We start from the raw sequence: 25,722 nt of genomic DNA, 5'->3' as shown, positions 1-25,722 counted from the left end.
GCGGTTCGCCTCCGGCGAACCCGACGAAGAAAAAGGTCCGTTAGAAAAGCCCGTCGAGTTCGTCGTTCTGGAAGGCTTCCGTGGGATCGGGTTCGGGGTCGGTTTTGGCGGCTTCGCGGGCGCGGTCGAGGAAGGATTCGATGCGGTCGGAGCGGGTGATGCCGGAGAGGAGGACGAGGACGGCGAGTTGGTCGCTGTCGAGGGGGTAGTCGCCGCCGCGAACCTGGGTGCTGCCGGTTTCGTCTTCTATCCAGCGGCGGGCGCGTTCGACGCCTTTGCGGGGGATGCGGTCGGGGTGGCCGGCGACGACGACGAGCGCGGCGTCGGATTCGGTGGTTTCGGGGACGCTCATGCCGGTGAGGAGGGATTTTCGCGCGGTGCTGGTGACGACGTTGATGTTCTCCTCGGGGTCGGGGCTGGCGTCGGCGCTGGCGTAGCCGATGGCGGCCATGCTGCCGTTTCGGAGGGTGTTGATGATTTCGGAGGAGTCGACGACGGATTCGGCGACGCCGTTCGTGGCTTCGCCGGCGGCGAGCAGGAGGCCGATTCGGTGGGCGACGGTCTGGTTGATGGCGGCGTAGGCGTCGGTGACGGATTCGCCGCTCGCGTGCCAGGCGTCGTTGTCGACGAGGAGGGTGTTGTCGGCTTCCCGGACGACGGTTTTGAGGCTGCGGCCGGCGTTCGCCTGGTAGAGCGCGCCTTCGTTACGGCCGGGGAGGACGCCGAGGCAGTAGACGGGGATGTCGTAGACGCGTTTGAGTTCGCGGACGAGGACGGGCGCGCCACCGCTGCCGGTGCCGCCGCCGAGGCCGGCGACGACGAACACGGCTTCGGTGCGGCTGGTGATGGTGCCGTCGAGGGCGTTGACGACTTCGGGCGTGTCCTCCTGCATGAGTTCCGCGCCGAGTTCGTTCTCGCCGCCGACGCCGTCGCCGCTGACGACGTCCTGACCGATGAGGAGGGTGGGGATGTCGAGCGGGGTGAGGTCCTGGCGTGCGGTGTTGACGGCGAGCGCTCCCTGCACGGCTCCGTAGCCGTTCTCGCGGTCGTTTCGGACGAGGGCTTGGGTGAGTTTACCGCCGGCTTGGCCGACGCCGACGAGGGCGGCCTTCATGCACGGATGCTCTCTGTCAGACGCCTTCAAGGTTGCGCCGAGGGTTGAAATCGGATGCCGCGGCCACCCCTGTGTATGCCGGATACGACCTCGCTCGCCGACCGCGTTCGCGCGGTCGAACGCGCGCTCACCGACGCCGACGAACTCCCCGCCCTCGACACCGCGACCCCCGAGCGACTCGACGCCATCGAGGCCCGCCTCGACCGCGTCGAGTCCGCGCTCGCCGACCTCGACGCCGACCTCCAGGCCGTCCGCGGGCGCGTCAGCGAGCGCGACCGAACGCCGCCGGACACCGACGCCTCGTTCTCGAACGCACCCGCGGGCGACGACGCGCGACCCGCTCGGGCGGCCGACTTCCCGCATCCCGTGCCCGACATCGAACCGCGCGAGGACGACTCGGGAGAGCCGCCGTCGCTCCGCGAGCGCGTTCGCGGGTTCCTGTGAGCGCGGTTCGCGCGCTCGTCGCGATGACCGTCGCGGCCGCGCTGGTCGCCGCCGCGCTCCCCGCCGTCGAGGACGCCCGCGCCGACCGCGCGCTCGCCGCCGCGACGGCCGCCGCCGACCGCGTCTGCGACGCCGCGAACGCCCTCGTCGCCACCTCGAACGCCGCACCGCCCGGGGCGGCAGCAACCCGAACTCTCGCGCTCTCGCTCCCCGCCGGAACCAGCGTCTCGCTCGATCGCGCGGTTCGCGCTCACACCGACGGCATCGACCGCCGGGTCTGCCGGCTTCCGGTTCCGCCGGCGTTCGCGCGCCGACTGGCCGCGAGCGGGCGGACGACGCTCGTCCTCGCGCTCGTCGCGTGCCCGGCCGGCCCCCGCCTCCGCGCGACGAACGTTCAAGTAGGGAAACGGGACGACTCGGGGGTATGCGACGACTCCGCGCGCTCCTCGGCGGCGACACCGACGACGGGTGTCGCTGCCGGCCCGCCTTCGAACGCGACACGCTCGTCCTCGACGCGACGGACTGCGACGGCGACCTCGCCACCGCTCCGGCGTGCCGCGAGACCGCGGTTCGAGCGCTCTGCGACCGGGACGCCGACGCCGTGGTCGTCCGCGGCGTCGGTCGCGACCGCCGATACGACGACGCCACCGCCGCCCTCCTCGTCGCCGCCGGCCGGTTCGTCCCCCGCGTCCGCGACCGGGACGCCCGCCTCGCCGCGCTCGCCGGCACCGACCCGCTCGCCGCCGCCCGCGAAGCCACCGGCCGCGCCGGCCCCGTCGCCGACACCGCCGCCGAAACCGGACTCGCCGTCGCCGCCGACGGCGTAGACGGATACGACGCCGTTCGCGCGTTCGTCGGCCCCCGCATCGCCCACGCCCGCATCGACCCCGACCCGCCCGCCGACGCCGCGCTCGTCGATTCCCGTGACCTCCCCGGCGGCGCGACCGCCCGCAGATACGACACCCCGGACGGCCGAACCTACCACGTCGAACCGCCCGAGTCCGGGTTCGGCGAGGACGCCTACCGTGCGCTCGACCGGGCGCACGAACTTCTCGCGGACGGCGTCGTGACGGGCGACCGCGCCGCCACCCGGGCCGCCGACCGCGCGACCGGCCCCGCCGCCGAACCCGCCCGGCACGTCGCCGCCGTCCTGGAGAAGCACACGCGGGGCTACGGCGTGCTCGACGACCTGTTCGCGGACGACCGCGTCACCGACGTGTACGCGTCCGCGCCCGCCGCCGCCACCCGCCTCCGCGTCGTCCTCGACGGCGACCTTCTCCCGACGAACGTCCGTCTCACCTCGCGCGGAGTGGACGCCCTCGCGTCCCGCGTCCGCGCCGCGAGCGGCCGGCCGTTCTCGCCCGCGAACCCCACGTTGGACGCCGTGCTCTCCGACGTGGGCGCGGCCGACCGCGTGCGGGTCGCCGCCGTGTCCGAACCGGTCGCGGACGGCGTCGGGTTCGCCTTCCGCGCGCACGGCGACCGCCGGTTCACGCTCCCGCGACTGGTCGAGACGGGGACGCTCACGCCGGACGCCGCGGCGGTCCTCTCAGTCGCGGTCGAACGCGGCGCGGCCGTGCTCGTCGCGGGCGCTCGCGCCGCCGGAAAGACGACGTTCCTCGGCGCGCTCCTCTGGGAACTCCCCGCCGACGCTCGCACGGTCGTCATCGAGGACGCGCCAGAACTCCCGGTTCCCGGCCTCCAGTCGGCGGGCCGGGACGTGCAGGCGCTCCGCGCGACCGCCGACGGCGACGGCGCGGCCGTCTCGACCGCGGACGCCCTCCGAACCGCGCTCCGGCTCGGGGAGGGCGCGCTCGCCGTCGGCGAGGTTCGTGGCGCGGAGGCTGGCGTGCTGTACGAGGCGATGCGAACCGGCGCGGGCGCGAGCGCCGTTCTCGGAACCATCCACGGCGACGGCGGCGATTCGGTTCGCGAGCGCGTCGTCTCCGACCTCGGCGTTCCCCTGAACTCGTTCGCCGCGACCGACCTCGTCGTCACCCTCGCCGACACCGCCGCCGGCAAACAGATCGTCGCCGTCGAGGAGTTCGACGACGGATTTCACGCGCTGTTCGAGCGCACGCCGGACGGTCTCGTCTCCACGGGCCGCACCGACCGCGGCGAGTCGTCGCTCGTCGCGTCGCTCGCCGCCCACGACGAGACGTACGCGGACGTGCGCGCCGATATTGATGCCCGAACCGCGCGCTTCCGATGACGCTCCTCGACCGCCTCGCTCGCGTCGCGCCCGTGTCCGCGGGCGGCGACCCCGACCTCGACCGCGCGCTCGCGCTCCTCGACCGGCCCGAGGACGCCGAAACCGTCCGAACCGCCGCCCTCGCGCTCCCGGTGCTCGCCGCCGGCCCGGCGCTCGTCCTCGCCACCGTCGCGTCCCTCATGCTCGGTCTCGCCGTGCTCGCGTGCGGGTCGCTCGCCGCCGCGGGCATCCTCGCGCTCCCCGCGCTCGCCGCGGACGCCCGGCGGTCGCGCGCGCTCGGCGACGGCCCCGACCTCGTCTGCCGCGCCGTCCTCGCGGGAGCGCTCGAACCCACGCCCGAACACACCGCCGCGTTCGCCGCCGACGCACCCGGCGCGCTCGCCGCCCGACTCGCCGGCCACGTCCGGTACGCGCTCGGCGCGCCGACCACCGCGTGGACGCGCTTCCGGCGCGCGTGGCGCGACCACGACCCCGAACTCGCGCGCGCCGTCGCGCTCGTCGAAGCCGCCACCAACGCCCCCGACGCCGAACGCGCCCGCCTCCTCGACCGCGCGCTCGCCGTCTCTCTCGACGCCGTCGCCGCCCGCGTCACCGACTACGCGAGCACGCTCTCGACGCTCGTCACGGGCGTCTACGCCGCCGGAGTCGTCCTCCCGCTCGCTCTCGTCGGCCTGCTCCCCGTCGCCCCCGTCTCCGGGCTCTCCGTCCCGCTCGTCGGCCTGGCCGTCGTCTACGACCTCGTGCTCCCGCTCGCGCTCGCGGCCGCCATCGCCGTCGTGCTCGCGCGCCGCCCCGCCGCCTTCCCCGCCGTCCCGATACCCCGCGACCACCCCGCGCTCGCGGGCCGCGCCCGCCCAGCCCTCGTCTGGGCCGCCGCCGCGGCCGCCTGCGCGCTCGCCGTCTTCGCCGTCCTCGCGCCGTGGGCGCTCCCGTTCGCGCCCGTCGCCGGCCTCGGCGCGGGCCTCGTCCGCTGGACGCGCCCCGTTCTCGGCGTCCGCGAGGACGTCGCGGCGCTCGAACGCGGCCTCCCCGACGCGCTCGTCGTCGTCGGCCAGCACGTCCGCCGCGGCCGACCCCCGGAGGGCGCGCTCGCCGCCGCGGCCGCCGAACTCGACGGAACCGTCTCGACCGTCTTCGCGGACGCGAGCCGCCTCCAGCGCACGCTCACCGTCGATACGCGAACAGCGTTTCTCGGGCGGTACGGCGCGCTCCGCGACCTCCCCAGCGCCCGCGCGCGCTCGACCGTCGCCGTGCTCGGGGACGCCGCCGCGGCCGGCCCACCCGGTGGCCGCGTCCTCGTCTCGCTCGCCGACCACCTCGACCGCCTCGTCCGCGTCGAACGCGACACCGCCGCCGACCTCGCCGCCGTCACGAACGCGCTCGACACGACCGGTCGCTGGGTCGCGCCCTGCGTCGCCGGCGTCACCGTCGCGCTCGCCCGCACGCTCCGCCCGCTCGGGGACGGTGCGCTCCCCTACTCGCCGGACGCGCTCGCGCTCGTCGTCGGCGGGTACGTCGCCGCGCTCGCCGTCCTCCTCCCCGCGTTCGCGTCCGTCGTCCGACACGGTGCCGACCGCGCCCGCGCCGTTCACGCCGCCGGCTCCGCACTCGCCGTCGCGGCGGTCGTGTACCCCGTCGTCGCGACCCTCGCCGCGCTCGTCACGAGCGTTTAAATCGGATACCGGCACAGCCGTGGGCGTGTTCGACGCCGCAGACGCGCTCGCGACCTGGGTCGGTCTCACGCTCGCTGGGGCCGCCTTGGTCGCCGCCGCGCTCGCCATCCCCGCCGCACCGCCGCCCGACGCCACCGCCGTCGCCGCGACCATCGACCGGGTCGCCGCGAGCGACTACGACGCGGATGAGGCGGTGCACCTCGACGCCGACAGCGTCCGCGTCACTCCTCGAAGCATCGGCCTGCGCGGATCCGGCGGCAGGGCGTCCGCCGCGCTCGTCGCGCGCGTCGTGCCGGTTCCGCCGGACGGCCCGCTCGCCGCCGTGCTCGCCGGCCGCGACCCCGCGCTCGTCTTCGACACCAGTGTCGCGTTCGTCCGCGCCGCGGCCGCCGCCCGCGCCCAGCCACCCGTCTGGCGGGCCGCCGAAACGCTCCGCGTTCGCCACCTCGCGTGGCGGGGGACAGATGTCGTCCTCGTCGGGTAGGGCGCAGGCGGAACCGCTCGTCGCGCTCGTCTGCGTCGCCGTCCTCTGCGCGGCGCTCGCCGGCTACGCGACCGCGTACGACCGCAGCCTCCCGACCGCCGACCGCGACCTCGCCCCGCCCGTCCTCGCCGCCGCGACCGACACACTCCTGGTTCGCGGTGTCGCCCGGCCCGACCGACTCGACGACGCCCGGCTCGACATCGCGCGCTCGGTGACCGTCACGCTCACGACGGGCGACCGGACGTGGACGACCGGCCCGAACCCGCCCGCGGAGGCGGACGCCGCGAGCCGGCCCGTCGCGGTTCGCGTCGCGCCCGGCGACGTGCGGTTCGGCCGCCTCCGGGTGGTCGTGTGGTGAGCGCGCGCGGCGTCAGCACCGCCATCGACACCGTGCTCGCCGTCTCCCTCGTCGCCGCGGCCGTCACCGCGCTGTTCGTCTTGACGCCCGCGCCGCAGCCGTCGCCGCCGGACGCCGGTCACGCGCTCGACGCGCTCGCGGTCACCACCGCCACCGCGAACGCCACGTCCGGGCCGGTTCGCGCCACCGTCGCCGTCCACCTCGCCGCGGCCGCGCCCCGCCCGGACTCGTCCTACGCGCGGGCCGTCGCCGCCGTCGTGCGCGACCGCATCGACGCGCTTCCCGGCCGGTCGAGCGTGCTCGTCCGCGCGGACGGCCGAGCGCTCCGCGTCGGCGCGTCGCCGCCGCGGGACGCGGACACGACCGCCGCCGTCCTCCGGGTCGGGGACGCCTCGATAGTGCTCCGGCGGTGGTGGGCGTGATGGACGACCGCGGCCGCGTCCCGTTCGCGCTCGTCGGCGTCGTCCTCCTCGTCACCGCGACCGCCCTCGGCGCGACCCTCGCCACCCGCGACACGCCCGCGGAGACGAACGCCGCCGACCGGGCCGCAGACCGCGCACTCACTGGCGCGCGCGTCGCCCTCGAACGCGCGACCATCGAGGCGAGCGCCGCCGCGGCCGCCAACCCCGTCGTCGCGCCCGCCGACACGCCCTACGGGCGCGTCCTCCGCGACGACTCCGCCTTCCGGGACGCGCTCGCGCTCCGCGTCTACGCCGCCGCCCGCGCGGCGTTCGACGACCTCGACGCCAGCCACGGTGCCGCGTCCGCCCGCGTGTCGCTCGACCCGCTCGACACACCCCGGGACGCGCGCCGCGCGATTCGCGCGGTCGAATTCGACGAACTCCTCCCGAACCGGGTTCGGGTGACCGTCCGGAACGCGACGCTCGCCGTCACCGACCACGGCGAGTCGGTCGGCGTCCGCGAGCGCGCCGTCTCGGTCGTCGTGGACACGCCCGTACTCGCGCTCCACGACCGAATGGCGTCGTTCGCCGCGCGACTCGACCGCGGCGTCCTTCGCGGCTACGGGCTCGCCCGCGAGGCGACCCTGCGGCTCGCGCCCTACACCGCCGCGCGCGGTCTCGCGCAGTACGCCGGCGCGCCCATCGCGAACGTCCTCGCGAACCGCCACGTCGAGGTCGCGGCGAACGACGGCCTGCTCGCCGTCCAGCGCGCGACGTTCGGCCGCGCGTCGAACGCATCGAGCGACGCCGTTGGTCGGGCGTACGCGCTCACCGGCGTCACCGACGCGCTCGCCGTCACCCGCGCGAGCGCCAGGGAGCGCGCGACCCGCATCCTTGACGCGGTGAACGTCACGCCCGCCCGCCCGCCGCCCGACCCGGCCGCGTCGTCGTCGCTCACGCCCGCCGCGGCCGCCGACACCGCCCTCCTCGACGCGCTCGACGGCGGCCTCGCCGACGCGCTCGCGGACGCCTACCGGCTCGACGCCCGCCGTCTCGTCCGCGTGACGCGAACCGACCGCCGCCTCGACGCCGCTACTCCACCCGCGAACTGGACGCGGCTCGCGACCGACACCACCACCGAGACGACCGTCGCGTCCGCTCCGGCCGCGTCCCCCGGGTCGTTCGACGTTCCCGGCGGGTTCCGCGCGCTCGATTCGGTCAGCCGGCGCGTGACGGTGACCAGGACGACCCGTTCCTCGTGGACGAACGGCTCTGCGGTTCGCACGCTCACCGACGTCGAGCGGTCGGCGTACCGCGTCTCGGTCGCGCTCGCCGCCCGACCCGCGGCGCTCGACGGGGTTCCGACCCGTCCCGTGGACGCCCTTAGCCAGCGGGCGACCGATGCGGTTCGACGCTCGCTCCTCCCGGGCGGCGCGGACGCGCTCGCCGCCCGCGCCGCCACGGACGACGCCGGCACGCGCTCCGCGACTGTCCGAGTGTCTCCGCCCGCGGCGCTCGTCGAGCGCGCGGCGCGGTCGCTCGGACGCACCCGTGACCGGGTGGCGAACACCTCGACGACGACCCGGGTGAGCGGCGCGGGCGTCCTCGCGTCGTCGCCGGTCGCGGCGCTCGCGGACACGCTCGCCGCCGACCGCGACCGTCTGGTCGCCGCGCCCGCCCGCTACGGCTCGCTCGCGGAGCGCGCGCTCACCGCCGCTCGCGCCCGCTACCTCGATTCGACCCTCGCCGCTGTTCGGGAGCGCGCCGACGACGCGGCCGGCGTTCGGGGCGCGCTCCGCGACACGGTCTCCCGGCTCGGCGGCTGGATTCCCACTGGCGCGACGACCCGCGAGACCCCCGAAACCGTGGTCTCCGACGTGGATGCGTCCCCGCGCTACCTCTCGCTGGTGGACGCCGAGGCCCTCGCGGCGCGGAACGTGAACGTGTTCACGCTCCCTTACGGCGACGCCGCCGACGCCGTCGCGGACGCGGCGTTCGACGGCGGTGCGCGCGCGGTTCGACTGGCGACGGCTGCCGACCTCCTCGCCGTCGCGGGCGCACGAACCCCCGACCTCGGGGCCGCCGTGCGCGCCGAGACCGCGCGCGTCCGCGAGCGGTTCGCGGCCGCGCTCGCCGACCGAACCGGTCTCGACTCGGACTCGGCGGAACGCGTGGTTTCGAACGCGGCGGCGCGCTGGCGGACGGACGCGGCGCGGGCGCGGGCGGCGACGAACGGGTCGCTCGCCGCGGCCGTCGTCGCGGATTCGGGGTCGCGTGGAACGGAGCGCGTGGCGCTCGCCGCGGCGCTCCGCGCGGAGTCCCGCGCGCTCTCCCGGGACGGGGGCGGCGTGGACGAGGACGTGGTTCGGGCGGCGCGCGAGCGGGTTCGGGGCGAACTCACCGACGCGCTCGGACGCGCGTCCACGGAACGCGCCCGCCGGGCGCTCGGCGGACGCCTCGCCGCGCTCCCCGCCGGCCTCCCGGTCGTCCCCCTGCCCGGGTTCTGGTACGCCACGGTGAACGCGTGGACGGTCTCCGTCCGCGGCGGCTACGACCGCGTCGCGATTTCGGGCGGCGCGCTCCCGCCCGGATTCGACGCCGGCGCGTACGAGTACGTCCGCGAGAACGCCGCGGTCTCCCTCGACGTGGACGGCGACGGCCGCCCCGACCCGCTCGGCCGGAACACCCGGGTCGCGTTCGCGTTCGACACGGTGGTCGTCGCGGCCGTCCCGCCCGGCCCGCGCGGCGTCGGCGACACCGACGGGAACGCGGACGAGCGCTCGCCCGGCTGGTAACATAAAGCCACATACGCGCCGGCCGCCTACCCCGGACTATGTTGACCGACACCATCTCCGAACCCGAGTCCGTCTCCGCGGACGAGGTGTTCGCGGAGTACGAGGCCGCCCTGCTCGCCGTCATCGAGGCCGAGGGCGCGGACGCCGTCGCCGACGCGACCGGGCTCTCCCCCGACCGCGTCGCCGACATCGAAGCCGGCGAGGGCGACCCCGTGACGACCGCGGAGGCGGCGGACTTGCTCGCGCTCACGGAGGACTGGCCGGACGCCGAAACCGTCCGCCTCGAACTCCAAGACCACGTGATGCTCCAGATGAGCTCGGCGGTCGTGGACGTGGACTCGCTCGCGGACGGCATCGAGTCCGCGCTCGACCCGAAGGAGGTCCAGCAGAAGGTGGAGGGCCGCCAGCCGATGACGCTCCGCGAGTACGCCGAGATTCATCACTACCTCGCGGTCGAGAACCCCTGGTGATGCGGGTCGCCATCCTGGGCTGTGGGTACGTCGGGCTCGAACTCGGCCGCCAGCTCGCCGCCGCCGGCCACGACCCCGTCGGCGTCCGGCGGTCGGACGCCGGATTGTCGGCCATCGCGGACGCGGGGTTCGACGGCGTGCGCGCGGACGTGACCGACCCCGAGAGCCTCGAAGTCGTGCCGGACGCGGACGCCGTCGTGTTCATCGCGTCCTCGGGCGGCCGGGACGCCGACGCCGCCCGCGAGGTGTACGTCGAGGGCCTCCGAACCGCTATCGACCACTTCGGCGGGCGCGAGAACCCACCAGAGAGATTCGTGTACACGTCGAGCACGGGCGTGTACGGCGACCACGGCGGCGACTGGGTTGACGAGGACACGCCGCTCGAACCCACCACGGAGAAGACCGAGGTGCTCGCCGAGGCCGAGCGCCTCGCGCGCGAGCGCACCGCCGACCACGGCATCGACGGGTCGGTCGTCCGGTTCGCCGGCCTCTACGGCCCCGACCGCTACCGCCTGGAGCGCTACCTGGAGGGCCCGGTCACGGAGGGCTACCTGAACATGATTCACCGGGACGACGCCGCCGGAGTCGTGCGGTTCGCGCTCACCGAGGACGCGCCCGAGGTTCTGTTGGCGGTGGACGACGAACCCGTCTCGAAGCACGCGTTCGCGGACTGGCTCGCGGACGAGGCCGGCGTCCCTCGTCCGCCGAAACGCACGAAGGAGGAACGCCTGCGGGAGGGCGACCTCTCTGAGGCCGCGGAACGCCGGGTTCTGACGAGCAAGCGCTGTTCGAACGCGCGCCTGCATCGGCTCGGCTACGAGTTCGCGTACCCCACGTTCCGCGAGGGCTACCGCGCCGCCCTCGACGCGTACTGACGCGGCGTTCGGTCGCTATATCTGCTGCCAGCGCTTCCCGCACTCGGGACACACGCGAACGCTCCCGACCTCGTCCGGGTCGTTCTCCGTCTTGAGGTTCTCCCCGCACTCCGCGCACACCAGTCGGTCGTAGGTGTCCTTCTCCAGTTCGCCCGCCCGGAGGCCCTTCCTGACTGATTTCATGGGCCGGGCTTCGCGCGCCCGCCGTAAAAACCCACGCGCGGACTCCGGAAGCCTTGAACCGCGCTCGCCCCTCCCCCGACGTGTGTCAGAGTCGAGTCGGTCGCGCCGCGTCCACGTGTTCGGGTCGCTGTGCGCGCTCGTGTTCTTCGTGAACTTCGGCCGGGTGGCGTTCGCGCCGCTCTACGGGCCGTTCATGGCGGAGTTCGGCGTGAACCGGGCGACCGTCGGCGTCACCGCTTCCCTCGTCTGGCTCGGGAGCGCGCTCCCCCGCATCCCGACCGGCTATCTCCTCACGCGGGTCGCGCGCCACCGCGTCGTCCTCGCGACCGGCGGCTTCCTCACCGGCGCGTCCGCGTTCACCGCGCTCGCCGCGACCATCGAGATGGTGTTCGTCGGCGGGTTCCTCATCGGCATCTCGTCCGGCGCGTACTTCATCGCCGCCAACCCCCTCATCTCCGAACTGTTCCCGGAGCGCGTCGGCCGCGTCATCGGCGTGCACGGCACCGCGATGCAGCTCGCCGCCGTCGGCGCGCCCGTCACCGTCGGCGCGCTGCTCGGCGTGACCGACTGGCGAACCGTCTTCTGGCTGCTCGCCGCCGTCGCGGGCGTCACCACGCTCGCCCTCTTCGCCACGACGCGGCGCGCCGACCTCCCCGAGGCGGGCGCGGCAGACCGCAACCTCGTCCGCGCGGTGCGCCGGCAGTGGCGGCTCGTGTTCGCCGGCATCGCCATCCTCGGCGTCACCACGCTCGTCTGGAACGGGTTCTGGAACTTCTACACGCTCTACGCCGTCGAAGCAAAGGGCCTCACCTCTGGCACCGCGAACCTCCTCCTCACCGGGATGTTCGCCGCGGGCGTCCCCGCGTTCTGGTTCGCCGGCCGGCTCGCCGACCGCGTCGCCTACGTCCCCCTCCTCCTCGCCGTGCTCGCCGGGTTCGTCGTCTGCCTGTTCGCGCTCACGTACGCCTCCGGTCTCCTCGCCGTCACCGTCGCGACGCTCGCGACCGGCGCGGTCGTCCACTGCCTCTTCCCCACCATCGACACCTTCCTCCTCGACAGCCTCCCGGACGCCGACCGCTCCTCCGCGTACTCCGCGTACAGCGCGGGCATGATGACGATGCAGGCGGCAGGCGGCACCGTCGTCGGCGTGCTCAGCACCGACCTGCCGTACGACCTCGTCTTCCGCCTGCTCGCGGTCGCGCTCGGCGCGCTCGTGGTCGCGCTCGTCGTCGCGTACCGCGCCGACCTGCTCCCGGAGGGCGCGGCCGAGACGCCAACCTAAATGCCGCCCCCGGGAGATATCGGGGTATGGACTACACGCAGGAGCGCGTGGCGACGCTCCACGACTACGGGGACGCCCACCCCGACGCGCCGACGGAGCGCGCGACCGTCGTCGTCCCGATGACGGAACGCGAGTACGGCGGCCTCGCGCCGGAGAGCGTGCTTTCGACGCTCGAAACCCTCGACGTGGGCCGCGTCGTCGTCCCGCTCCGCGCCTCGGCGGAGAAGGCGGGCGCGTTCGCGGAGTGGCTGGCCTCCTTCGACCTCCCGCTGGACGTGCTCTGGTGTAACGGCCCCCGGGTCGCAGACCTGCTCGACGAACACGACCTGAACGGCGACGCCGGGAAGGGCCGCGACATCTGGCTGGCGCTCGGCGTCGCGGCGGACGCCGACTTCCTCGCCGTCCACGACGCCGACACGAAGACGTACTCGCCGCGGGACGTGCCGAAACTCCTCCACCCCCTCAATTCGGGCTTCGACTTCGTGAAGGGCTACTACGCCCGCGTCGAGAACCAGCGGCTCTACGGCCGGCTGTTTCGCCTCTGCTACGAACCGCTCGTGGACGCGCTCGACGCGCGCAACGACGAACCGATTCTCGACTACCTCGGCGCGTTCCGGTACGCGCTCGCCGGCGAGTGCGCGATGACCGGCGAAGTCGCGCGCTCCATCCGCGTCCCCCGAACGTGGGGGCTGGAGGTCGGGACGCTCGGCGAGGCGTACGACGCCGCCGGGTTCGACGGCACCGCCCAGGCCGATTTGGGGCGGTACGAGCACGACCACCGCGCCGTCTCCGGGCCGTCCGGCCTCTCCGACATGAGCGCGGGCGTCGTCGCCGCGCTCCTCCGCGCCTGCGAGGAACACGGCGTGGACGTGGACTACGACACGCTCCCCGAGCGCTACCGGGAGACCGCGCGCCGGTACGTCCGCGGGTACGCCGCGGACGCCGCGTTCAACGGCCTCGACTACGACGCCGCCGACGAGCGCGCGCAAGTCGAGACGTACGCGGACGCCGTCCGCCCGCCCGATGGCGACGACCGCCTGCCCGCCTGGGCGGACACCGCGCTCTCCCCGGACGCGGTGCGCGAGGCCGCGGCCGCCGACCTGGACGCGGTAGACTCATGACCGAGGAGGCTGGTGTCACGGGTATGAACCGCACGCTCGACGAACTCGCGGGCGTCGTCGACCTGTTCGGCGCGCTCACCCGCGACGAACTCGCGGACGCCCTCCACGAACTCGCGTTCAAGCGCGGCGAGGACGTGGACGCGGACGCCGTGGACGCCGCCATCGAGCGCGCAATCGACCAGTACGCGCTCGTCGCCGTCTCCCGCGAGGACGCCGACCTCATCGTCCCCGGGCCCGCCGCCTTCCCCACCGTCCCAGACGGCGGCCCCGACCTCCCACACATCCTCGACGTGGAGCGCCGGGACGTGCCCCGGGACGAACTCGCGGACGCCCTCCGCGCCCGGTTCGCCGCCGAACTCGCCGACGACCCCGGCGACGAGCGCCGGGACTTCCTGCTCGACGTGACGTACGACGCGGAGACGTGGGCGGACATCGACGCGGCGGGCCTCCGGGAGCGACTGGCCGACCGACGGGAGGGTTAATGGCGGACGAGGAAGTACCCTCCTCCATGGACTTGGGTCGGGTCGCCGCGCACGAGCCGGTCACCATCGAGGACGAAGACCGGGACGCCGCGGTGCTCGCGCCCGTCGTCGAACGCCCCGACGGCCCCGCGCTCGTGTTCACGAAGCGCGCCGACCACCTCGGCGAACACCCCGGCCAGATGAGCTTTCCCGGCGGCGGCCGCGAACCGAGCGACCGCGACCTCCGCGCGACCGCGCTCCGCGAGTCGAACGAGGAAATCGGCCTGCGCTCGGAGGAAGTCGAGTTCGTCGGGCAACTGGACGACATCCGCACCACGTCCTCGTACGCGGTGACGCCGTTCGTCGCGCGCGTCCCCGACCGCGAGTACACACCGGACGAGCGCGAGGTCGCGGAAGTCGTCTTCCTCCCGCTCTCGGGACTCACCGACCCCGAGAACTACGAGGTCGAACACCGCACCCACCCCCGGTACGGCGAAGCCGTCGTTCACTTCTTCCACGTCGACGGCTACACCGTCTGGGGCGCGACCGGCCGCATCCTCGTGCAGTTCCTCGAACTCGCGCTCGACTGGGAGCCACCCCGGGAACCGGAACGCGTGGTCGATGCGGAGAACGACCCCTAACTAAACCCCAGATTTTGAAATGGTTGGGTGTATCAGGTATTGATGGCCGACTCCCGCTCGTCTCGTCGCGGTTTCCTCGCGCTCGGTGCCGCGACCCTCACCGCCGGCTGCGCCGGACTCGATACCCCCGAGCAGACGACGTACCGCGTCGAATCGGTCGGCGGGTGGAACCGAGACGCTGAACCTCACACGCTTCAGGTTCGACTCGAACGCGACGGTGACACGGTTTTCGACAGAACACAGCGGATGGAACCGGCGACGGGCGCGGGAGCGGAAACGCCGGGCGGGCGCATCTGGACAGACGGCTGGTCGGACGACCCCGCCGCGTACACGGTGCGCTCGCGCCTCGACGACGGGGAGTGGCTCACCCTCGAACCCCGCGAGGTTCGCGAACGCGCCGCGTGCGTCGACCTCCGGTGGTACGTCCGGCCGACGGGAACCTTCAGCGGGGTGTTCGCGCTCCCGTGCGACCGGGGGACGACCGCAGAGACTACTCGGTGACGACGTAGGTTTTCGCTGGTGTGCGCTCGACGTACACGTCCTCTGCGCCGGCGACGAACGCTTCCATCTGGTTCAGGGGGAGGTCAGACACGTCGACTCGTTCGGATTGCTTCGCGGCCATACACGTCTGTTCTCGCGTTCGGTTATCAAGTCGACCCGTGCGCGGTGAAAGTGAAAGTAACTGAGGGCGGAAGGCACGGACGCTAAGTATCCCGAACGCGCTCTCTCGGATATGACTGAGTCGGTCGCTGTCGTCGGTGGCGGTGCGGTCGGCGTCACCGCCGCGTACGACCTCGCGCGACGCGGCGCGGACGTGACGCTGTACGAGCGCGACGAGGTGGCGGCGGAGAGCACGGGCCGCGCCGCCGGCCTGCTGTACGACGCGTACGCGGAGGACGTGGACGCCCGCATCGCGGAGCGCGCAATCGAGCGCTTCGCGGCGTTCTCGGGCGAGGGCGACTTCGTCTTCGAGCGCGCGCCCTACGTCTGGTTCGCCACGGAACCCGGCGCGGCGGCGGACGCTATCGCGCGGGACGCGGACGAGATGCGCGCGCAGGGCCTCGACGTAGAACGCCTGACGCCCGCCGAACTCGCCCGCGAGTACCCCGCGCTCCGCACCGACGACGTGGCGGCCGCGGCCGTCGCGCGGAACGCGGGCTACACCACGCCCCGAACGTACGCCGACCTGCTCGCCGCGAAGGCCCGCGAGGCGGGCGCGGAGATTCGGGAGGAGACGCCCGCCGCGGTGTCGCTCGACCCGACGCGCGTGAACGGAACCCCCTACGATTCGGTGCTCGTCGCGGCGGGCGCGCACACGAAACAGGTGCTCGCGGATGCGGGGGTTCGCGTGCCGCTGAAGCCTTATCGGGTGCAGGCGCTCGTCGCGTCCGGCCCCGACGTGCCGCTGTTCTGGGACGCGACCCGGGACTACTACGCCCGCCCCCACGCCCGCGGCGTGCTCGCCGGGGACGGCACCCAGCGCCGCGAGTTCGACCCCGATACCTACGACCGGACGGCCGACGACGACTTCGTCCGCGACGCGCGCGAGAACCTCCAGTATCGCCTCCCCGACGCCGACGTGTCCGTGGAGCGCGCGTGGGCCGGTCTCTGCGTCGCCACCCCCGACAAGAACCCCCTGCTCGGCGAACTCCGCGAGGACGTGTTCGTCGCCGCCGGCTGGCAGGGCCACGGCTTCATGCGCGCACCCGCCACCGGCGAAGCCATCGCGGAACAGATACTCGGAGACCGAGACGCCATCGCGCCCTTCGACCCGACGCGGTTCACCGGCGACGAGGAGTTTCGCGTGCGCTCGGGTAGCGACCCGGACTAGTTCTTCGGGAGGAAGACGCGGAGCGTCCCGTCGACGAGTTCGGCGCGCGCCGCGTCCGCGTCCACGCTCGCGCCCGCCGGCAGTTCGACGCGGCCGTCGAGCGAGAGCGCGCGCCCCGGATACCGCATCTCGAACCCCGCCTGGGGGTCGCGAAAGCGCTCGACCCTGACCTCGACCGCGCCGTCGGTGTACCCGACCTGAACGTCACCGGGTTCCGCGCCCGGCGCGTCGAACACGACGAGGTACTCGTCCTCGTCCTCCAGCACGTCCGCCGGGAGCGGCGTCTCCTCGCTCACCCTGCTCGCCGCGCGTCCGAGCCGGGAGAGCACGGCGTTCCCGACCGACCGCCCCACCGACTCGAACCTCACGGCGACAACTCCTCCAGGCACTCCGTCCCGCCGCAGTACGGACACTGGAACTCGGCGACGCCGACGCCGTCCGGCATGTCGTACGTGTAGTGCATCTCGAACATGTCCATCTCGCAGTCGTCGCTCGTACACTTCACTTCGAGCGTCGCAGGCATACACGAACCTACCACGGGCGGCGGCATAAGTCCCGTGGGCGGCCTGCACGCGCATCCCGGGACTCCGGTGAACCCCGATTCGCGGGCCACATCTTCGTGTAGCCTTTATTCGCTCGCGCTCTTCTCTCCGCTATGACTGCTGCCGGAGACCTCGACGTCGTGCTCGTGGACGGCTACGTCGACGAGCCCGCGCACTTCGGCGTCCCCCCCTACATCTCGACGTACCCGCGATACACGGCGGGCGCGCTCGTGGACGCGGGCGTCCCCGAGGAGAACGTCACCTACTACACCATCGACGCGTTGCGCGAGGAGCGCTCGCGCTGGCTCGACGTGGAACGCGCGGATCTCCTCATCTACATCGGCGGAATGACCGTCCCCGGGAGCTACGTCGGCGGGACGCCCGCCGAACCCGACGAGGTTCGCGAGCTGGCGTGGACGGCGGACGGCACCAGCCTGATGGGCGGCCCCATCCGGTTCGGCGTCGGCGAGGAGAACGCCGGCGCGTCGGAGATGGAGCGCAAAGACCTCGACTTCGACTTCCTCGCGATGGCGGACATCGAGGCGGCCGCGCACGACCTCGTGGAGAGCGGCCTGGAGGGCTTCAACAACCGGTATCGGGACAACGAGGAAATCGACCGGTGGGCCGAAGCCGGGGCGTTCGTGGTCGAACAGCACCCGAACTATCCCGACTACCTCATCGCGGAGATGGAGACCAGCCGGGGGTGTGCGTACCGGTGTTCCTTTTGCACGGAACCGATGTACGGCGACCCCTCGTTCCGGTCGGCGCGCTCCGTCGTCGAGGAGGTGGACGCGCTCTCCGACGCGGGCGTGCGGGACTTCCGGCTCGGCCGGCAGGCCGACATCCTCGCGTTCGGCGGGGACGGCGAAGCCCCGAACCCGGACGCATTACGCGACCTCTACGGCGGCATTCGGGAGGTCGCGCCCGACCTCCGCACGCTCCACCTCGACAACATGAACCCCGTGACCATCACGGACTACCCCGAGAAATCCCGGGAGGCAATCGAGGTCATCGCGGAACACAACACGCCAGGGGACACGGCCGCGTTCGGCCTGGAGTCCGCCGACCCCGTCGTGCAGGAGCAGAACAACCTCCTCGTCACCGCCGACGAGTGCCTCGAAGCGGTGCGCGTCGTGAACGAGGCCGGCGGCTGGCGACCCGACCGCGACGACGACGCGCCCCGCCTCCCGAAACTCCTGCCCGGCATCAACCTCCTGCACGGCCTCACGGGCGAACGCCCCGAGACCTACGAGCACAACAAGCAGTTCCTCCACGACGTGTACGACGAGGGCCTGATGCTCCGCCGCATCAACATCCGCCAGGTGATGGCGTTCGAGGGCACCGAAATGGACGAGACCGGCGCGGACGTGGCGCACGCCAACAAGAAGCGATTCAAGAAGTACAAACAGGAGGTGCGCGAGGAGATCGACCAGCCGATGCTCGAACGCGTCGTCCCGCCGGGCGCGGTGCTGGAGGACGTGCACTTCGAGTACCATCAGGACGGGAAGACGTTCGGGCGGTCGCTCGGCACGTACAGCCTCCTCGTCGCCGTCCCCGGCGAGCGCGAACTCGGCCGGACGACCGACGTGGTCATCACCGACCACGGCTACCGCTCCGTCACGGGCGTTCCCTACCCGCTCGACGTGAACGCCGCGTCGATGGACGAACTCACCGCGATTCCCGGCATCGGGAGCGGCACCGCGGGCGACATCGTCGTCTCCCGCCCCCACGACACGCTCCCGGAGGCCGACGTCGACCTCTCCCGGTTCCTCTCGATATAGCTACTCCGCGACGTCCTCGTCGAGGATTTCGCCGACCGCGAAGTTCGACTTCACTTCCGTGATTTCGACCTTCACGCGCTCCCCGATGTCCGCGCCGGGGACGATGATGACGTAGCCGCGCTCGACGCGCGCGATGCCGTCGCCCTGCTTGCCGATGTCCTCGACTTCGACGTACCGGATTTCGCCCTCCTCGACGGGCGGCTGCGGTTCGCCGGCGGCGCGGCGTTCGCGCTCGTCGTCCGTGCGTTCCTCCTCGCCGTCCCGCGCGATGAGCGCGACCCGGTACACCTCGCCGGGGTCGATGGAGCCCGCTTCGACCTCGCTCTTCGGCACCGTGACGACGTACTCGTCGTCCTTCACCGTGACTTCGCCGTTGAACAGACACAGCAGTTTCTCAGAGATTTCCATAGTCAGACACTCATCCCAACGCAGGGAGGGGGTGGTCTTAGTAGTATGGGGGCGCTACCCCTCGTAGGGCGTTCCGTCGGGGCGTTTCGCGCCCTCGGAATCGTGAACGACCGCGCCCGCGTCGGGCCGCGCGGGTTCGTAGGTCTCCCGAACGCCGATGGCTTCCTCCAGTTCGCGCACCGCGCGCTCCTTCAGCGCGCCCGCCAGCGCTTCGGCGTCCTCGCGGCTGATGTCGCGCCCGAGCCCCTCGCACTCGTGGGCGCGCACCATCCCGGACTCGTCCACGGCCTCCCCCATCGGCTGGCTCGTCCCGCCGAGCGCGACGCTGAACGGGTACGTCTCGCAGATGAGCGGTCGGTCGTCGTGCACCGTACACGCCCCCTGGCCGTCCTCCTCGGTGTAGAACGCGCAGTCCCCGCACGCGTCGGTCTGGAGCGCCCACTCGAACGTCTCGCCCTCGCCGTTCTCGTCCAGTCCGTACGGCATCGGGCGCGCCACGTCCCGCCACTCGCCGCCCGTCTCGTCCGTGAGGTCGCGCACCTCGTCCGGGAACACCGTCGCCGTGTGCGGCTCCTCGGACTCGGATTTACAGCACGCTCCGCACCTGGTGCACTCGAAGCCGATGGTCTCGATGGCGTCCGCCAGCGCGGACTCGTCGAGGTCGCGGGCGCGGTCGAGTTCGGCTTCGAGCGACTCCATACCGGATAGTCGCGCTCCGCGACGAAAAGTCCCGTGCTCGCCCTACGGCGGCGTCGCGCGGTCGTCCGCGGGATACCAGCGCACGCGCCCCTCGATATCGAGCTTTTCGAGGTGCGCGCGCACCGTCTCGGTCGCGAGGTCGCGCACGTCCGCGACGTTCCGGGAGTACGCGGCGTCCACGATGTCGTCGATGGCGCGCGCGCCCTCGCGGACGGCGCGCTCGACGTTCCGCTCGCGGCGGACGCGGCGCGCGAGCAGGTCGGCGATTCGCTCGTCCGGGTTCGCGATGGCGTGCCCATGGCCCGGGTGGAGCGCGTCGGCGTCCCGCGCGAGGAGGCGGCGGAGACTGGCGTAGTACGCCCGCATGTCGCCGTCCCGAGTGCCGACGAAGATGCTGGACTCCGCCATCGCGAGGTCGCCGATGGCGAGTTCGCCGCCGCCGGCAAACGCGACGTGGTCGGGCGCGTGCCCCGGCGTCTCCAGCACGGTGAGCGGCCCCACGCGGTCGCCCTCACGGAATGTCCGGTCGGGCGTGACGCCGGTCGCGGCCGCGAACCGCTCCGCGCGGCCGGCGCGCGCCCACACGGTCGCCCCGGTCTCGGCGGCGTAGTGCGCGAGCGCGCCGACGTGGTCTTCGTGGGTGTGCGTGACCGCGACGTGGTCGATGTCGGCGGCGGCGACCCGGCGGTCGAGCGCGTCGCTGCGGGCGGCGGGGTCGAGGAGGACGCCGTCGGCGAGGTAGGCGTTCGTCGCGCCCGTCGGGGCGCGCGTCGCCACGGGGACGGAGATGCGTTCGAACACGCCCGGAACGTGAACGGGCGGGGAGGAAAAGTTACGCGTCGAGGTAGTACACTTGCTTGCGCGCGTCCTCGAAGCTGTACCGGGCGCTGACGAGGCCGGCGTCGTCGAGGCGGTTGAGCGCGTAGCGGACGGTGCGGTCGGGGAGCAGGGTCTCCTCCGCGAGGTCGCCCTGCGAGAGCGGGGAGTCCATTTCCAGAACCTTCGCGACGAGTTTCGCGCTCGGGGGGAGTTCGCGCAGGCGCTCCCGGAATTCCTCGTCGTCCGTGGCTACGTGTTGCTCCGCGGTCGTACTCATGACAATTACTGCCACACAGCTATACGTAAAGGTTGGCTATACTGGTGTCTAATGGATTAATACAATATTAGGTAGTGGGGTTGATGGGTGCGGGGGTCGAAGGCCGACCATGCCCGCGATTCCCGAGGCCTACCGCGACCTCTTCGAGACCGAATCGTTCGCGCACTTCGCCACCGTCATGCCCGACGGCACCCCGCACACCACGCCCGTCTGGGTCGGCTACGAAGCCCCGGGCGAGGACGCCCACCCCTGGTCGAGCGGCGACGAACACCTCCTCGTCAACACCGCGCGCGGCCGCCGGAAAGAGCGGAACGTCCGACAGAACCCGAAGGTCGGCGTGTCCATCACCGACCCCGACGACCCCTACCGCTACCTCTCCGTCCGCGGCGAAGTCGAGAGCGTGGACACGACGGGCGCGGTCGAACACATCGACGCGCTCGCCCGGCGGTACTTCGACGTGGACGAGTACCCGCACCACGGCGAGGAGGACGGCAAACGGGTCGTCGTCCGCATCCGCCCCGACCGCGTCGTCACCGCGTAACCCTCCCGCGTTCCAGTACGGTTTTAGGGGCCGGGCGTGGACGTGAACGTAGCGTGAAGGGACAGGAGTGGTACCAGGCCTCCGACGTCGCGGAGGAGTACGACGAGAAGCGATTCTCCCGCGGCGGACAGCTCATCGACCGACGCGAGAAACGAGCCGTTCTCGAAGCCCTCGGCCCAGTCGAGGACAAGCGCGTCCTCGAAATCGCCTGCGGCACCGGCCGGTTCACCGTGATGCTCGCCGACCGCGGCGCGGACATCGTCGGCCTCGACATCTCCAGCGCGATGCTCCAGGAGGGCCGGGAGAAGGCGCGCGACGCCGGCGTGGACGACCACCTGGAGTTCATGCGCGGCGACGCCGCCCGCCTCCCGTTCCCCGACGACCACTTCGACGCCGTGTTCGCGATGCGGTTTTTCCACCTCGCGGACACGCCCGCGAAGTTCCTCAGCGAGATGGCGCGCGTCTCCAAGAACCAGGTGTTCTTCGACACCTTCAACGACACCTCGACGCGCTCCATCTACAACTGGCTCCTCCCGATGGGGTCGCGGCTCTACTCGGACGACGAAGTCCGCGACCTCGTCACGGGCGCGAACCTCCGCCTCGCGGGCGCGGAACACGACTTCGTCCTCCCCTACGGTCTCTACCGGAAACTCCCGGATTGGCTCGCGAACTCGCTGCGTTCCGCGGACACCTCCCTCGGCCGGACGCGCGTCGGGGACGCGCTCGCCTCCGTCTCCTACTGGGACGCGAGAGTGTAAGATTCCGGACTTCTCGCGGACGTGCCGGGATGTTTTTGGTCGTACGTCCGAACCTCTCCGTATGGACCTGTCGGTGGTAGTGCCCACGCTCAACGCCCGCGACCGCCTCGCGGCGACCCTCGACGCGCTCTCCGCGCACGCGCCGAACGTCGAGGTCGTCGTCGTGAACGGCCCGTCCGCGGACGGCACGAGCGGCCTGGTGCGCGACCACCCCGTCGTCGATATCCTCCTCGAACTCTCCGAGCGGAACGTCAACGCCGCCCGGAACGCCGGCCTCGCCGCCGCGACCGGTGACGTGCTCGCGCTCCTCGGGCAGGCGAGTTGCGTCCGCGAGGGCTGGGTGGACGCGCTCCGCGACGGCATCGCGAACGCCGACGCCGTCACCGGCCCAATCCACCGCGACGTGGCCGGCGGACACACCACCGAGGCCGTCGAACGTCGCCGCATCCGCGGCCGCGACGTGACGTACTTCGACGGCGGGAACGTCGCGTTCACTCGGGACGCCATCGAGGCGCTCGACGGCTTTGACGAGTACCTCGAAACCGGCGCGGCCCGCGACGCCGCGCACCGACTCGCCGGCATGAACCGACCCGTTTCCTGGCAGTCCGGCATGGCGGTCGTCCGCACCGACGCCGACGACGTGACCCACCGGGTCGCCGCCGACGCCGACGTGCCGCTCTGGGGCGTGAAGTACCGGTCGCTCGCCTACCGCCTCGCGAAGAACTACGGCGTCCACCCGACCGTCCCCTACCGCCTCGGACGGCACGCCCTCACGGACGCGCTCGGCGTCGCCAAGGACGTGCTCACGGGCGACGAACGCCCCTCCGAGTGGGCCGCGAACGGCAACGCCGTCCTCCGGAACGCCGCCCGCGGCGTGCGCGACGGCCTCAGCGCCCGCCGCTCCGACGGCCCGCCCCGCCGCAACCCCAACGGCGTCTCCCAGCGCATGGACCGCACCCTCGCCCGCTACGACTGACTACTCGCCGAGGGCGTCGATGACGCGGCCCGGGTTTTGTGCTCCCGGAGTGAGCGTCACTCGCTGAGGGCGTCGATGACGCGCCCCGGGTTCTTCGAGAACACGCGACTCATCAAGTCCTCGGGCACGTCGAGCGTCAGTATCTCCATCACGGCCACGTCGGGGTGGACGCTCGGCGTGCCGCTCCCGAACACGATTCTGTCGGGGTGTTCGGTGATGCCGCGTTCGAGGATGTCGCGGTACCGGACGGCGCTCGTGTCGAGGTAGAGGTCGTCGTAGCGGTCGAGGAGGCCGAGGGCGTCCGTCATCGCGTCCCGGTCGAGCGGGTGGCCGCCGAAGTGCCCGAGAATCACGGGGAACCCGCGGTCGAGGAGGGTGTCCGCGACGGTCTCGGGCCGGAAGTCGCGGCCCGCGTGCACGAGCACGGGGAGGCCGGCGTCCCCGAGCGCGTCCAGGGTCTCCTCGTCCGGCAGGCCGTCCCGGGGCGGATGGAGGCGGAACCCGTGGAAGCGGTCGTCGTACGCGTACTGCTCCACGTCGTCGGGGTCGGTGTGGTAGTCCTCGCGCGCCGCGCGGAGGTTGCGGAGGCGCGCGCCGGCGTCCGTTCCGGGGTCGCGGGGGCCGTCGATGCGGGCGAGCGCGACGAACGGCCGCTCGACGGTCTGCCGGGCGACGGCGTTGTTCGCGCGGAGGTAGCCGCGCTCGCCCGCCTGCTCGCCGGGGGAGACGGCGGCGCGAACCACGCCCGCCTGGTGGAGTTCGCGCTCCAACTGTTCTGCGTCTACGTCCCGCCCCCGGAGCGGGGGTTCCGGGCCGGCGTGGAGGCGCGCGTGGACGTCCACGACGCGGAACCCGTGTTCGAGTTCCAACATGCTCGTAGGACGAACAGCCGCGTATTTCGTCCTACCGGTCGCCCCGCGGCCGACTGCTATCACGTGTCACGAAGAGTATATGTAGACTCGCAATCCTCCCGGACAGCATGGCAGCGAACACGATGAGTCCCGTCTTTATCCTCGGAAACGACGCACGCCGAACCCGCGGCCGCGACGCGCAGTCCTCGAACATCACCGCCGGCAAGGCCGTCGCGGACGCCGTCCGCACCACACTCGGCCCGCGCGGGATGGACAAGATGCTCGTGGACGCCACGGGGAACGTCGTCGTCACGAACGACGGCGTCACGATTCTGGAGGAGATGGACGTCGAACACCCCGCCGCGAAGATGCTCGTGGACGTGGCGCGCACCCAGGAGGACGAGGTCGGGGACGGCACGACCACGGCCGCCGTGCTCGCCGGGAACCTCCTCGCGCGCGCCGAGGAACTCCTCGACAGCGACGTGCACCCCACGACCGTCGTCGAGGGGTACGCCGCCGCCCGCGACATCGCGCTCGACGCGCTCTCCACCCTCGCGCTGGACGCCGAACTCGACGACGACCTCCTCGCGCGCGTCGCCGCGACCAGCATGACCGGGAAGGGCACGGGCGACGGCTCCGCCGACCGGCTCGCCGACCTCGTCGTCGCCGCCGTCCGGCACGTCGCGGACGGCGACCGCGTGCGCCGCGACGACGTGCGCGTCCACACGCTCGCCGGCGCGTCCGCCGGCGCGACCGAACTCGTCGAGGGAGTCCTCACCGAGAAATCGCCCGTCCGCGAGGACATGCCCCGCGACGTGTCCGACGCGACCGTCGCCGTGCTCGACGCGAAACTCGACACCCGCGAGACCAGCGCGAGCGTCGAGTATAACATCACGAGCGCAGGCCAACTGAACGCCGCGCTCGACGCCGAGGACGCCGAACTCCGCGAGTACGCCCGCCGCCTCGCCGACGCCGGCGTGGACGTGCTGTTCTGCACGAAGAAGGTGGACTCGCGCGCCGCCGCCTACCTCGCCGACGAGGACATCGCGACGTTCGCGAACGTGAAAACCTCCGACGCGACCGCCATCGCGTCCGCCACCGGCGCGGTCGCGCTCGGCGACGTGCGCGACATCGACCCCGACGACCTCGGGTACGCCGCGTCCGTCCGCGTCGAGACGTACGGCGACGACGACCTGACGTTCGTCGAGGGCGGCCGGGACGCCGAGTCCGTCACGCTCCTCGTGCGCGGCAGCACCGAACACGTCGCGGCGGAACTCGAACGCGCGCTCGGCGACGCGCTCGACGTCGTCGCGGTCGCGCTCGACGGCGACGGCGTCGTCCCCGGCGCGGGATGCACCGAAATCGTGCTCGCCGACGCGATTCGCGAGGGCGCGCCCGGCATCGACGGCCGCGCACAGCTCGCCGCCGAGGCGTTCGCGGACGCGCTCGACGTCCTCCCCCGCACGCTCGCGGAGAACACCGGCATGGACTCCATCGACGCGCTCGTCGACCTCCGCGCCGCGAACGAAACCGGCCGCGCCGGCATCGTCACCGACGGCGAGACCGGAACGCTCGCCGACCCCGTCGAAGCCGGCGTCCTCGACCCCGTCGCCGTGAAGCGCGACGCTCTCGAATCCGCCACCGAGGCCGCGACGATGGTCGTCCGCATCGACGACATCATCGCCGCGAACTAGGCGTCCGGCCCCCACGCCTAACACGCCGCGC

30 protein-coding genes and 1 pseudogene are annotated in these 25,722 nt (G+C 72.7%); 21 read left to right on the top strand and 10 right to left on the bottom strand.

Annotation, left to right across the window (positions count from 1 at the left end):
* Nucleotides 1-40 precede the first annotated feature (40 nt).
* The gene (locus LI334_RS10480) at nt 41-1,114 is read right to left on the bottom strand and encodes a tubulin/FtsZ family protein (RefSeq protein WP_227260775.1); all 1,074 of its coding nucleotides are present in this window, start codon (nt 1,112-1,114) and stop codon (nt 41-43) included.
* A 75-nt stretch (nt 1,115-1,189) separates the two neighbouring features.
* Between LI334_RS10480 and LI334_RS10475 the strand changes: the two genes are divergently transcribed.
* From LI334_RS10475 to LI334_RS10435, 10 genes and pseudogenes are all read left to right on the top strand, one after another.
* Nucleotides 1,190-1,558 carry a DUF7310 family coiled-coil domain-containing protein gene (locus LI334_RS10475; protein WP_227260774.1) on the top strand — a complete coding sequence of 123 codons (369 nt, stop codon included), beginning with the start codon at nt 1,190-1,192 and terminating at the stop codon, nt 1,556-1,558.
* Nucleotides 1,555-1,905 (top strand): annotated as a pseudogene (locus LI334_RS13135) (DUF7311 family protein); the annotation flags it as partial. The gene LI334_RS10475 and the pseudogene LI334_RS13135, both read left to right, overlap by 4 nt.
* A 77-nt stretch (nt 1,906-1,982) precedes the next feature.
* Nucleotides 1,983-3,770, top strand: a complete 1,788-nt coding sequence (locus LI334_RS10470) for a type II/IV secretion system ATPase subunit (RefSeq protein ID WP_227260773.1) — start codon at nt 1,983-1,985, stop codon at nt 3,768-3,770.
* Nucleotides 3,767-5,443, top strand: a complete 1,677-nt coding sequence (locus LI334_RS10465; RefSeq protein WP_227260772.1) for a type II secretion system protein — start codon at nt 3,767-3,769, stop codon at nt 5,441-5,443. The genes LI334_RS10470 and LI334_RS10465 overlap by 4 nt, the downstream gene beginning before the upstream one ends.
* A gap of 25 nt (nt 5,444-5,468) precedes the next feature.
* Nucleotides 5,469-5,927, top strand: a complete 459-nt coding sequence (locus LI334_RS10460) for a DUF7283 family protein (RefSeq protein ID WP_227260771.1) — start codon at nt 5,469-5,471, stop codon at nt 5,925-5,927.
* Nucleotides 5,908-6,285 carry a DUF7285 family protein gene (locus LI334_RS10455; protein WP_227260770.1) on the top strand — a complete coding sequence of 126 codons (378 nt, stop codon included), beginning with the start codon at nt 5,908-5,910 and terminating at the stop codon, nt 6,283-6,285. Before LI334_RS10460 ends, LI334_RS10455 begins: the two co-directional genes overlap by 20 nt.
* Complete coding sequence (locus LI334_RS10450) at nt 6,282-6,707, top strand: DUF7262 family protein (protein WP_227260769.1); 426 nt, start codon at nt 6,282-6,284, stop codon at nt 6,705-6,707. Before LI334_RS10455 ends, LI334_RS10450 begins: the two co-directional genes overlap by 4 nt.
* Nucleotides 6,707-9,481 carry a DUF7286 family protein gene (locus LI334_RS10445; RefSeq protein WP_227260768.1) on the top strand — a complete coding sequence of 925 codons (2,775 nt, stop codon included), beginning with the start codon at nt 6,707-6,709 and terminating at the stop codon, nt 9,479-9,481. The genes LI334_RS10450 and LI334_RS10445 overlap by 1 nt, the downstream gene beginning before the upstream one ends.
* A gap of 38 nt (nt 9,482-9,519) precedes the next feature.
* Nucleotides 9,520-9,951 (top strand): DUF5791 family protein, encoded by a 432-nt coding sequence (locus LI334_RS10440; protein WP_227260767.1) that lies wholly within the window; start codon nt 9,520-9,522, stop codon nt 9,949-9,951.
* On the top strand, nt 9,951-10,826 hold the full coding sequence (locus LI334_RS10435) for an SDR family oxidoreductase (RefSeq protein WP_227260766.1): 876 nt from the start codon (nt 9,951-9,953) through the stop codon (nt 10,824-10,826). Before LI334_RS10440 ends, LI334_RS10435 begins: the two co-directional genes overlap by 1 nt.
* 15 nt (nt 10,827-10,841) lie before the next feature.
* On the opposite strand, the gene LI334_RS10430 is transcribed toward LI334_RS10435, so the two are convergent.
* Nucleotides 10,842-11,009, bottom strand: coding sequence for an HVO_0758 family zinc finger protein (locus LI334_RS10430; protein ID WP_227260765.1), 168 nt, complete (start codon nt 11,007-11,009; stop codon nt 10,842-10,844).
* A gap of 82 nt (nt 11,010-11,091) precedes the next feature.
* On the opposite strand from LI334_RS10430, the gene LI334_RS10425 reads away from it, so the two are divergent.
* Genes LI334_RS10425 through LI334_RS10405 form a run of 5 tightly spaced genes read left to right on the top strand, consistent with a single transcriptional unit; the run spans nt 11,092 to nt 15,015 of the window.
* Nucleotides 11,092-12,291 carry an MFS transporter gene (locus LI334_RS10425; protein ID WP_227260764.1) on the top strand — a complete coding sequence of 400 codons (1,200 nt, stop codon included), beginning with the start codon at nt 11,092-11,094 and terminating at the stop codon, nt 12,289-12,291.
* 26 nt (nt 12,292-12,317) lie between these two features.
* Nucleotides 12,318-13,412: a glycosyltransferase family protein gene (locus tag LI334_RS10420; protein ID WP_227260763.1), complete on the top strand. Its 1,095-nt coding sequence runs from the start codon at nt 12,318-12,320 to the stop codon at nt 13,410-13,412.
* Nucleotides 13,413-13,435: 23 nt separating this feature from the next.
* Nucleotides 13,436-13,894 carry a DUF7109 family protein gene (locus tag LI334_RS10415; RefSeq protein ID WP_227260762.1) on the top strand — a complete coding sequence of 153 codons (459 nt, stop codon included), beginning with the start codon at nt 13,436-13,438 and terminating at the stop codon, nt 13,892-13,894.
* Nucleotides 13,895-13,920: 26 nt separating this feature from the next.
* Nucleotides 13,921-14,514, top strand: a complete 594-nt coding sequence (locus LI334_RS10410; protein ID WP_227260761.1) for an NUDIX hydrolase — start codon at nt 13,921-13,923, stop codon at nt 14,512-14,514.
* 42 nt (nt 14,515-14,556) lie between these two features.
* The gene (locus tag LI334_RS10405) at nt 14,557-15,015 is read left to right on the top strand and encodes a hypothetical protein (protein ID WP_227260760.1); all 459 of its coding nucleotides are present in this window, start codon (nt 14,557-14,559) and stop codon (nt 15,013-15,015) included.
* Here LI334_RS10405 and LI334_RS13070 read toward each other — a convergent pair.
* The gene (locus tag LI334_RS13070) at nt 15,005-15,136 is read right to left on the bottom strand and encodes a hypothetical protein (protein WP_255473799.1); all 132 of its coding nucleotides are present in this window, start codon (nt 15,134-15,136) and stop codon (nt 15,005-15,007) included. The two genes, LI334_RS10405 and LI334_RS13070, sit on opposite strands and share 11 nt — an antisense overlap.
* A 111-nt stretch (nt 15,137-15,247) precedes the next feature.
* On the opposite strand from LI334_RS13070, the gene LI334_RS10400 reads away from it, so the two are divergent.
* Nucleotides 15,248-16,345, top strand: a complete 1,098-nt coding sequence (locus LI334_RS10400) for an NAD(P)/FAD-dependent oxidoreductase (RefSeq protein ID WP_227260759.1) — start codon at nt 15,248-15,250, stop codon at nt 16,343-16,345.
* On the opposite strand, the gene LI334_RS10395 is transcribed toward LI334_RS10400, so the two are convergent.
* Both LI334_RS10395 and LI334_RS10390 read right to left on the bottom strand, forming a co-directional pair.
* A complete protein-coding gene (locus LI334_RS10395; RefSeq protein ID WP_227260758.1) occupies nt 16,342-16,713 on the bottom strand; it encodes an Hsp20/alpha crystallin family protein in 372 nt (123 codons plus the stop codon). The genes LI334_RS10400 and LI334_RS10395 overlap by 4 nt on opposite strands.
* The gene (locus LI334_RS10390; protein WP_227260757.1) at nt 16,710-16,868 is read right to left on the bottom strand and encodes a DUF7559 family protein; all 159 of its coding nucleotides are present in this window, start codon (nt 16,866-16,868) and stop codon (nt 16,710-16,712) included. Before LI334_RS10390 ends, LI334_RS10395 begins: the two co-directional genes overlap by 4 nt.
* Nucleotides 16,869-17,000: 132 nt before the next feature.
* On the opposite strand from LI334_RS10390, the gene LI334_RS10385 reads away from it, so the two are divergent.
* Entirely contained in the window at nt 17,001-18,668 is a 1,668-nt protein-coding gene (locus LI334_RS10385) for a radical SAM protein (protein WP_227260756.1), read from the top strand.
* On the opposite strand, the gene LI334_RS10380 is transcribed toward LI334_RS10385, so the two are convergent.
* From LI334_RS10380 to LI334_RS10365, 4 genes are read right to left on the bottom strand one after another with little or no spacing between them, the layout of a single operon-like run.
* The gene (locus tag LI334_RS10380) at nt 18,669-19,076 is read right to left on the bottom strand and encodes a TRAM domain-containing protein (protein WP_227260755.1); all 408 of its coding nucleotides are present in this window, start codon (nt 19,074-19,076) and stop codon (nt 18,669-18,671) included.
* 54 nt (nt 19,077-19,130) lie between these two features.
* Nucleotides 19,131-19,775 carry a YkgJ family cysteine cluster protein gene (locus LI334_RS10375; RefSeq protein WP_227260754.1) on the bottom strand — a complete coding sequence of 215 codons (645 nt, stop codon included), beginning with the start codon at nt 19,773-19,775 and terminating at the stop codon, nt 19,131-19,133.
* 42 nt (nt 19,776-19,817) lie between these two features.
* Nucleotides 19,818-20,576, bottom strand: coding sequence for an MBL fold metallo-hydrolase (locus LI334_RS10370; protein WP_227260753.1), 759 nt, complete (start codon nt 20,574-20,576; stop codon nt 19,818-19,820).
* A 31-nt stretch (nt 20,577-20,607) separates the two neighbouring features.
* Nucleotides 20,608-20,871 carry a helix-turn-helix domain-containing protein gene (locus LI334_RS10365; RefSeq protein ID WP_145843932.1) on the bottom strand — a complete coding sequence of 88 codons (264 nt, stop codon included), beginning with the start codon at nt 20,869-20,871 and terminating at the stop codon, nt 20,608-20,610.
* Nucleotides 20,872-20,980: 109 nt separating this feature from the next.
* Here LI334_RS10365 and LI334_RS10360 point away from each other — a divergent pair, with 109 nt between their 5' ends.
* From LI334_RS10360 to LI334_RS10350, 3 genes are all read left to right on the top strand, one after another.
* Complete coding sequence (locus LI334_RS10360; protein WP_227260752.1) at nt 20,981-21,412, top strand: PPOX class F420-dependent oxidoreductase; 432 nt, start codon at nt 20,981-20,983, stop codon at nt 21,410-21,412.
* Nucleotides 21,413-21,465: 53 nt separating this feature from the next.
* Nucleotides 21,466-22,170, top strand: a complete 705-nt coding sequence (locus tag LI334_RS10355; protein WP_227260751.1) for a class I SAM-dependent methyltransferase — start codon at nt 21,466-21,468, stop codon at nt 22,168-22,170.
* Between the two features lie 61 nt (nt 22,171-22,231).
* Nucleotides 22,232-23,146: a glycosyltransferase family 2 protein gene (locus LI334_RS10350; protein WP_227260750.1), complete on the top strand. Its 915-nt coding sequence runs from the start codon at nt 22,232-22,234 to the stop codon at nt 23,144-23,146.
* A gap of 56 nt (nt 23,147-23,202) precedes the next feature.
* Here LI334_RS10350 and LI334_RS10345 read toward each other — a convergent pair whose 3' ends face one another.
* Nucleotides 23,203-24,018: an amidohydrolase family protein gene (locus tag LI334_RS10345; protein WP_227260749.1), complete on the bottom strand. Its 816-nt coding sequence runs from the start codon at nt 24,016-24,018 to the stop codon at nt 23,203-23,205.
* A gap of 107 nt (nt 24,019-24,125) precedes the next feature.
* On the opposite strand from LI334_RS10345, the gene thsA reads away from it, so the two are divergent.
* Nucleotides 24,126-25,691 (top strand): thermosome subunit alpha, encoded by a 1,566-nt coding sequence (thsA, locus tag LI334_RS10340; RefSeq protein ID WP_227260748.1) that lies wholly within the window; start codon nt 24,126-24,128, stop codon nt 25,689-25,691.
* The last annotated feature ends 31 nt before the right edge of the window (nt 25,692-25,722 follow it).

The sequence above is a fragment of the Salarchaeum japonicum genome, from assembly GCF_020614395.1.
Classification (GTDB): Archaea; Halobacteriota; Halobacteria; order Halobacteriales; family Halobacteriaceae; genus Salarchaeum; species Salarchaeum japonicum.
Note: the sequence above shows the minus strand (reverse complement) of the source record. Positions and strands in the feature narration are given on the sequence as shown.

Bases quoted from the DNA above. Each gene is read 5' to 3' on its own strand.
- LI334_RS10480 (WP_227260775.1), bottom strand. From the start codon at position 1,114: ATGAAGGCCGCCCTCGTCGGCGTCGGCCAAGCCGGCGGTAAACTCACC.
- LI334_RS10475 (WP_227260774.1), top strand. From the start codon at position 1,190: ATGCCGGATACGACCTCGCTCGCCGACCGCGTTCGCGCGGTCGAACGC.
- LI334_RS10470 (WP_227260773.1), top strand. From the start codon at position 1,983: ATGCGACGACTCCGCGCGCTCCTCGGCGGCGACACCGACGACGGGTGT.
- LI334_RS10465 (WP_227260772.1), top strand. From the start codon at position 3,767: ATGACGCTCCTCGACCGCCTCGCTCGCGTCGCGCCCGTGTCCGCGGGC.
- LI334_RS10455 (WP_227260770.1), top strand. From the start codon at position 5,908: ATGTCGTCCTCGTCGGGTAGGGCGCAGGCGGAACCGCTCGTCGCGCTC.
- LI334_RS10445 (WP_227260768.1), top strand. From the start codon at position 6,707: ATGGACGACCGCGGCCGCGTCCCGTTCGCGCTCGTCGGCGTCGTCCTC.
- LI334_RS10440 (WP_227260767.1), top strand. From the start codon at position 9,520: ATGTTGACCGACACCATCTCCGAACCCGAGTCCGTCTCCGCGGACGAG.
- LI334_RS10435 (WP_227260766.1), top strand. From the start codon at position 9,951: ATGCGGGTCGCCATCCTGGGCTGTGGGTACGTCGGGCTCGAACTCGGC.
- LI334_RS10430 (WP_227260765.1), bottom strand. From the start codon at position 11,009: ATGAAATCAGTCAGGAAGGGCCTCCGGGCGGGCGAACTGGAGAAGGAC.
- LI334_RS10420 (WP_227260763.1), top strand. From the start codon at position 12,318: ATGGACTACACGCAGGAGCGCGTGGCGACGCTCCACGACTACGGGGAC.
- LI334_RS10415 (WP_227260762.1), top strand. From the start codon at position 13,436: ATGAACCGCACGCTCGACGAACTCGCGGGCGTCGTCGACCTGTTCGGC.
- LI334_RS10410 (WP_227260761.1), top strand. From the start codon at position 13,921: ATGGACTTGGGTCGGGTCGCCGCGCACGAGCCGGTCACCATCGAGGAC.
- LI334_RS10405 (WP_227260760.1), top strand. From the start codon at position 14,557: ATGGCCGACTCCCGCTCGTCTCGTCGCGGTTTCCTCGCGCTCGGTGCC.
- LI334_RS13070 (WP_255473799.1), bottom strand. From the start codon at position 15,136: ATGGCCGCGAAGCAATCCGAACGAGTCGACGTGTCTGACCTCCCCCTG.
- LI334_RS10400 (WP_227260759.1), top strand. From the start codon at position 15,248: ATGACTGAGTCGGTCGCTGTCGTCGGTGGCGGTGCGGTCGGCGTCACC.
- LI334_RS10390 (WP_227260757.1), bottom strand. From the start codon at position 16,868: ATGCCTGCGACGCTCGAAGTGAAGTGTACGAGCGACGACTGCGAGATG.
- LI334_RS10385 (WP_227260756.1), top strand. From the start codon at position 17,001: ATGACTGCTGCCGGAGACCTCGACGTCGTGCTCGTGGACGGCTACGTC.
- LI334_RS10380 (WP_227260755.1), bottom strand. From the start codon at position 19,076: ATGGAAATCTCTGAGAAACTGCTGTGTCTGTTCAACGGCGAAGTCACG.
- LI334_RS10375 (WP_227260754.1), bottom strand. From the start codon at position 19,775: ATGGAGTCGCTCGAAGCCGAACTCGACCGCGCCCGCGACCTCGACGAG.
- LI334_RS10365 (WP_145843932.1), bottom strand. From the start codon at position 20,871: ATGAGTACGACCGCGGAGCAACACGTAGCCACGGACGACGAGGAATTC.
- LI334_RS10360 (WP_227260752.1), top strand. From the start codon at position 20,981: ATGCCCGCGATTCCCGAGGCCTACCGCGACCTCTTCGAGACCGAATCG.
- LI334_RS10350 (WP_227260750.1), top strand. From the start codon at position 22,232: ATGGACCTGTCGGTGGTAGTGCCCACGCTCAACGCCCGCGACCGCCTC.
- LI334_RS10345 (WP_227260749.1), bottom strand. From the start codon at position 24,018: ATGTTGGAACTCGAACACGGGTTCCGCGTCGTGGACGTCCACGCGCGC.
- thsA (WP_227260748.1), top strand. From the start codon at position 24,126: ATGGCAGCGAACACGATGAGTCCCGTCTTTATCCTCGGAAACGACGCA.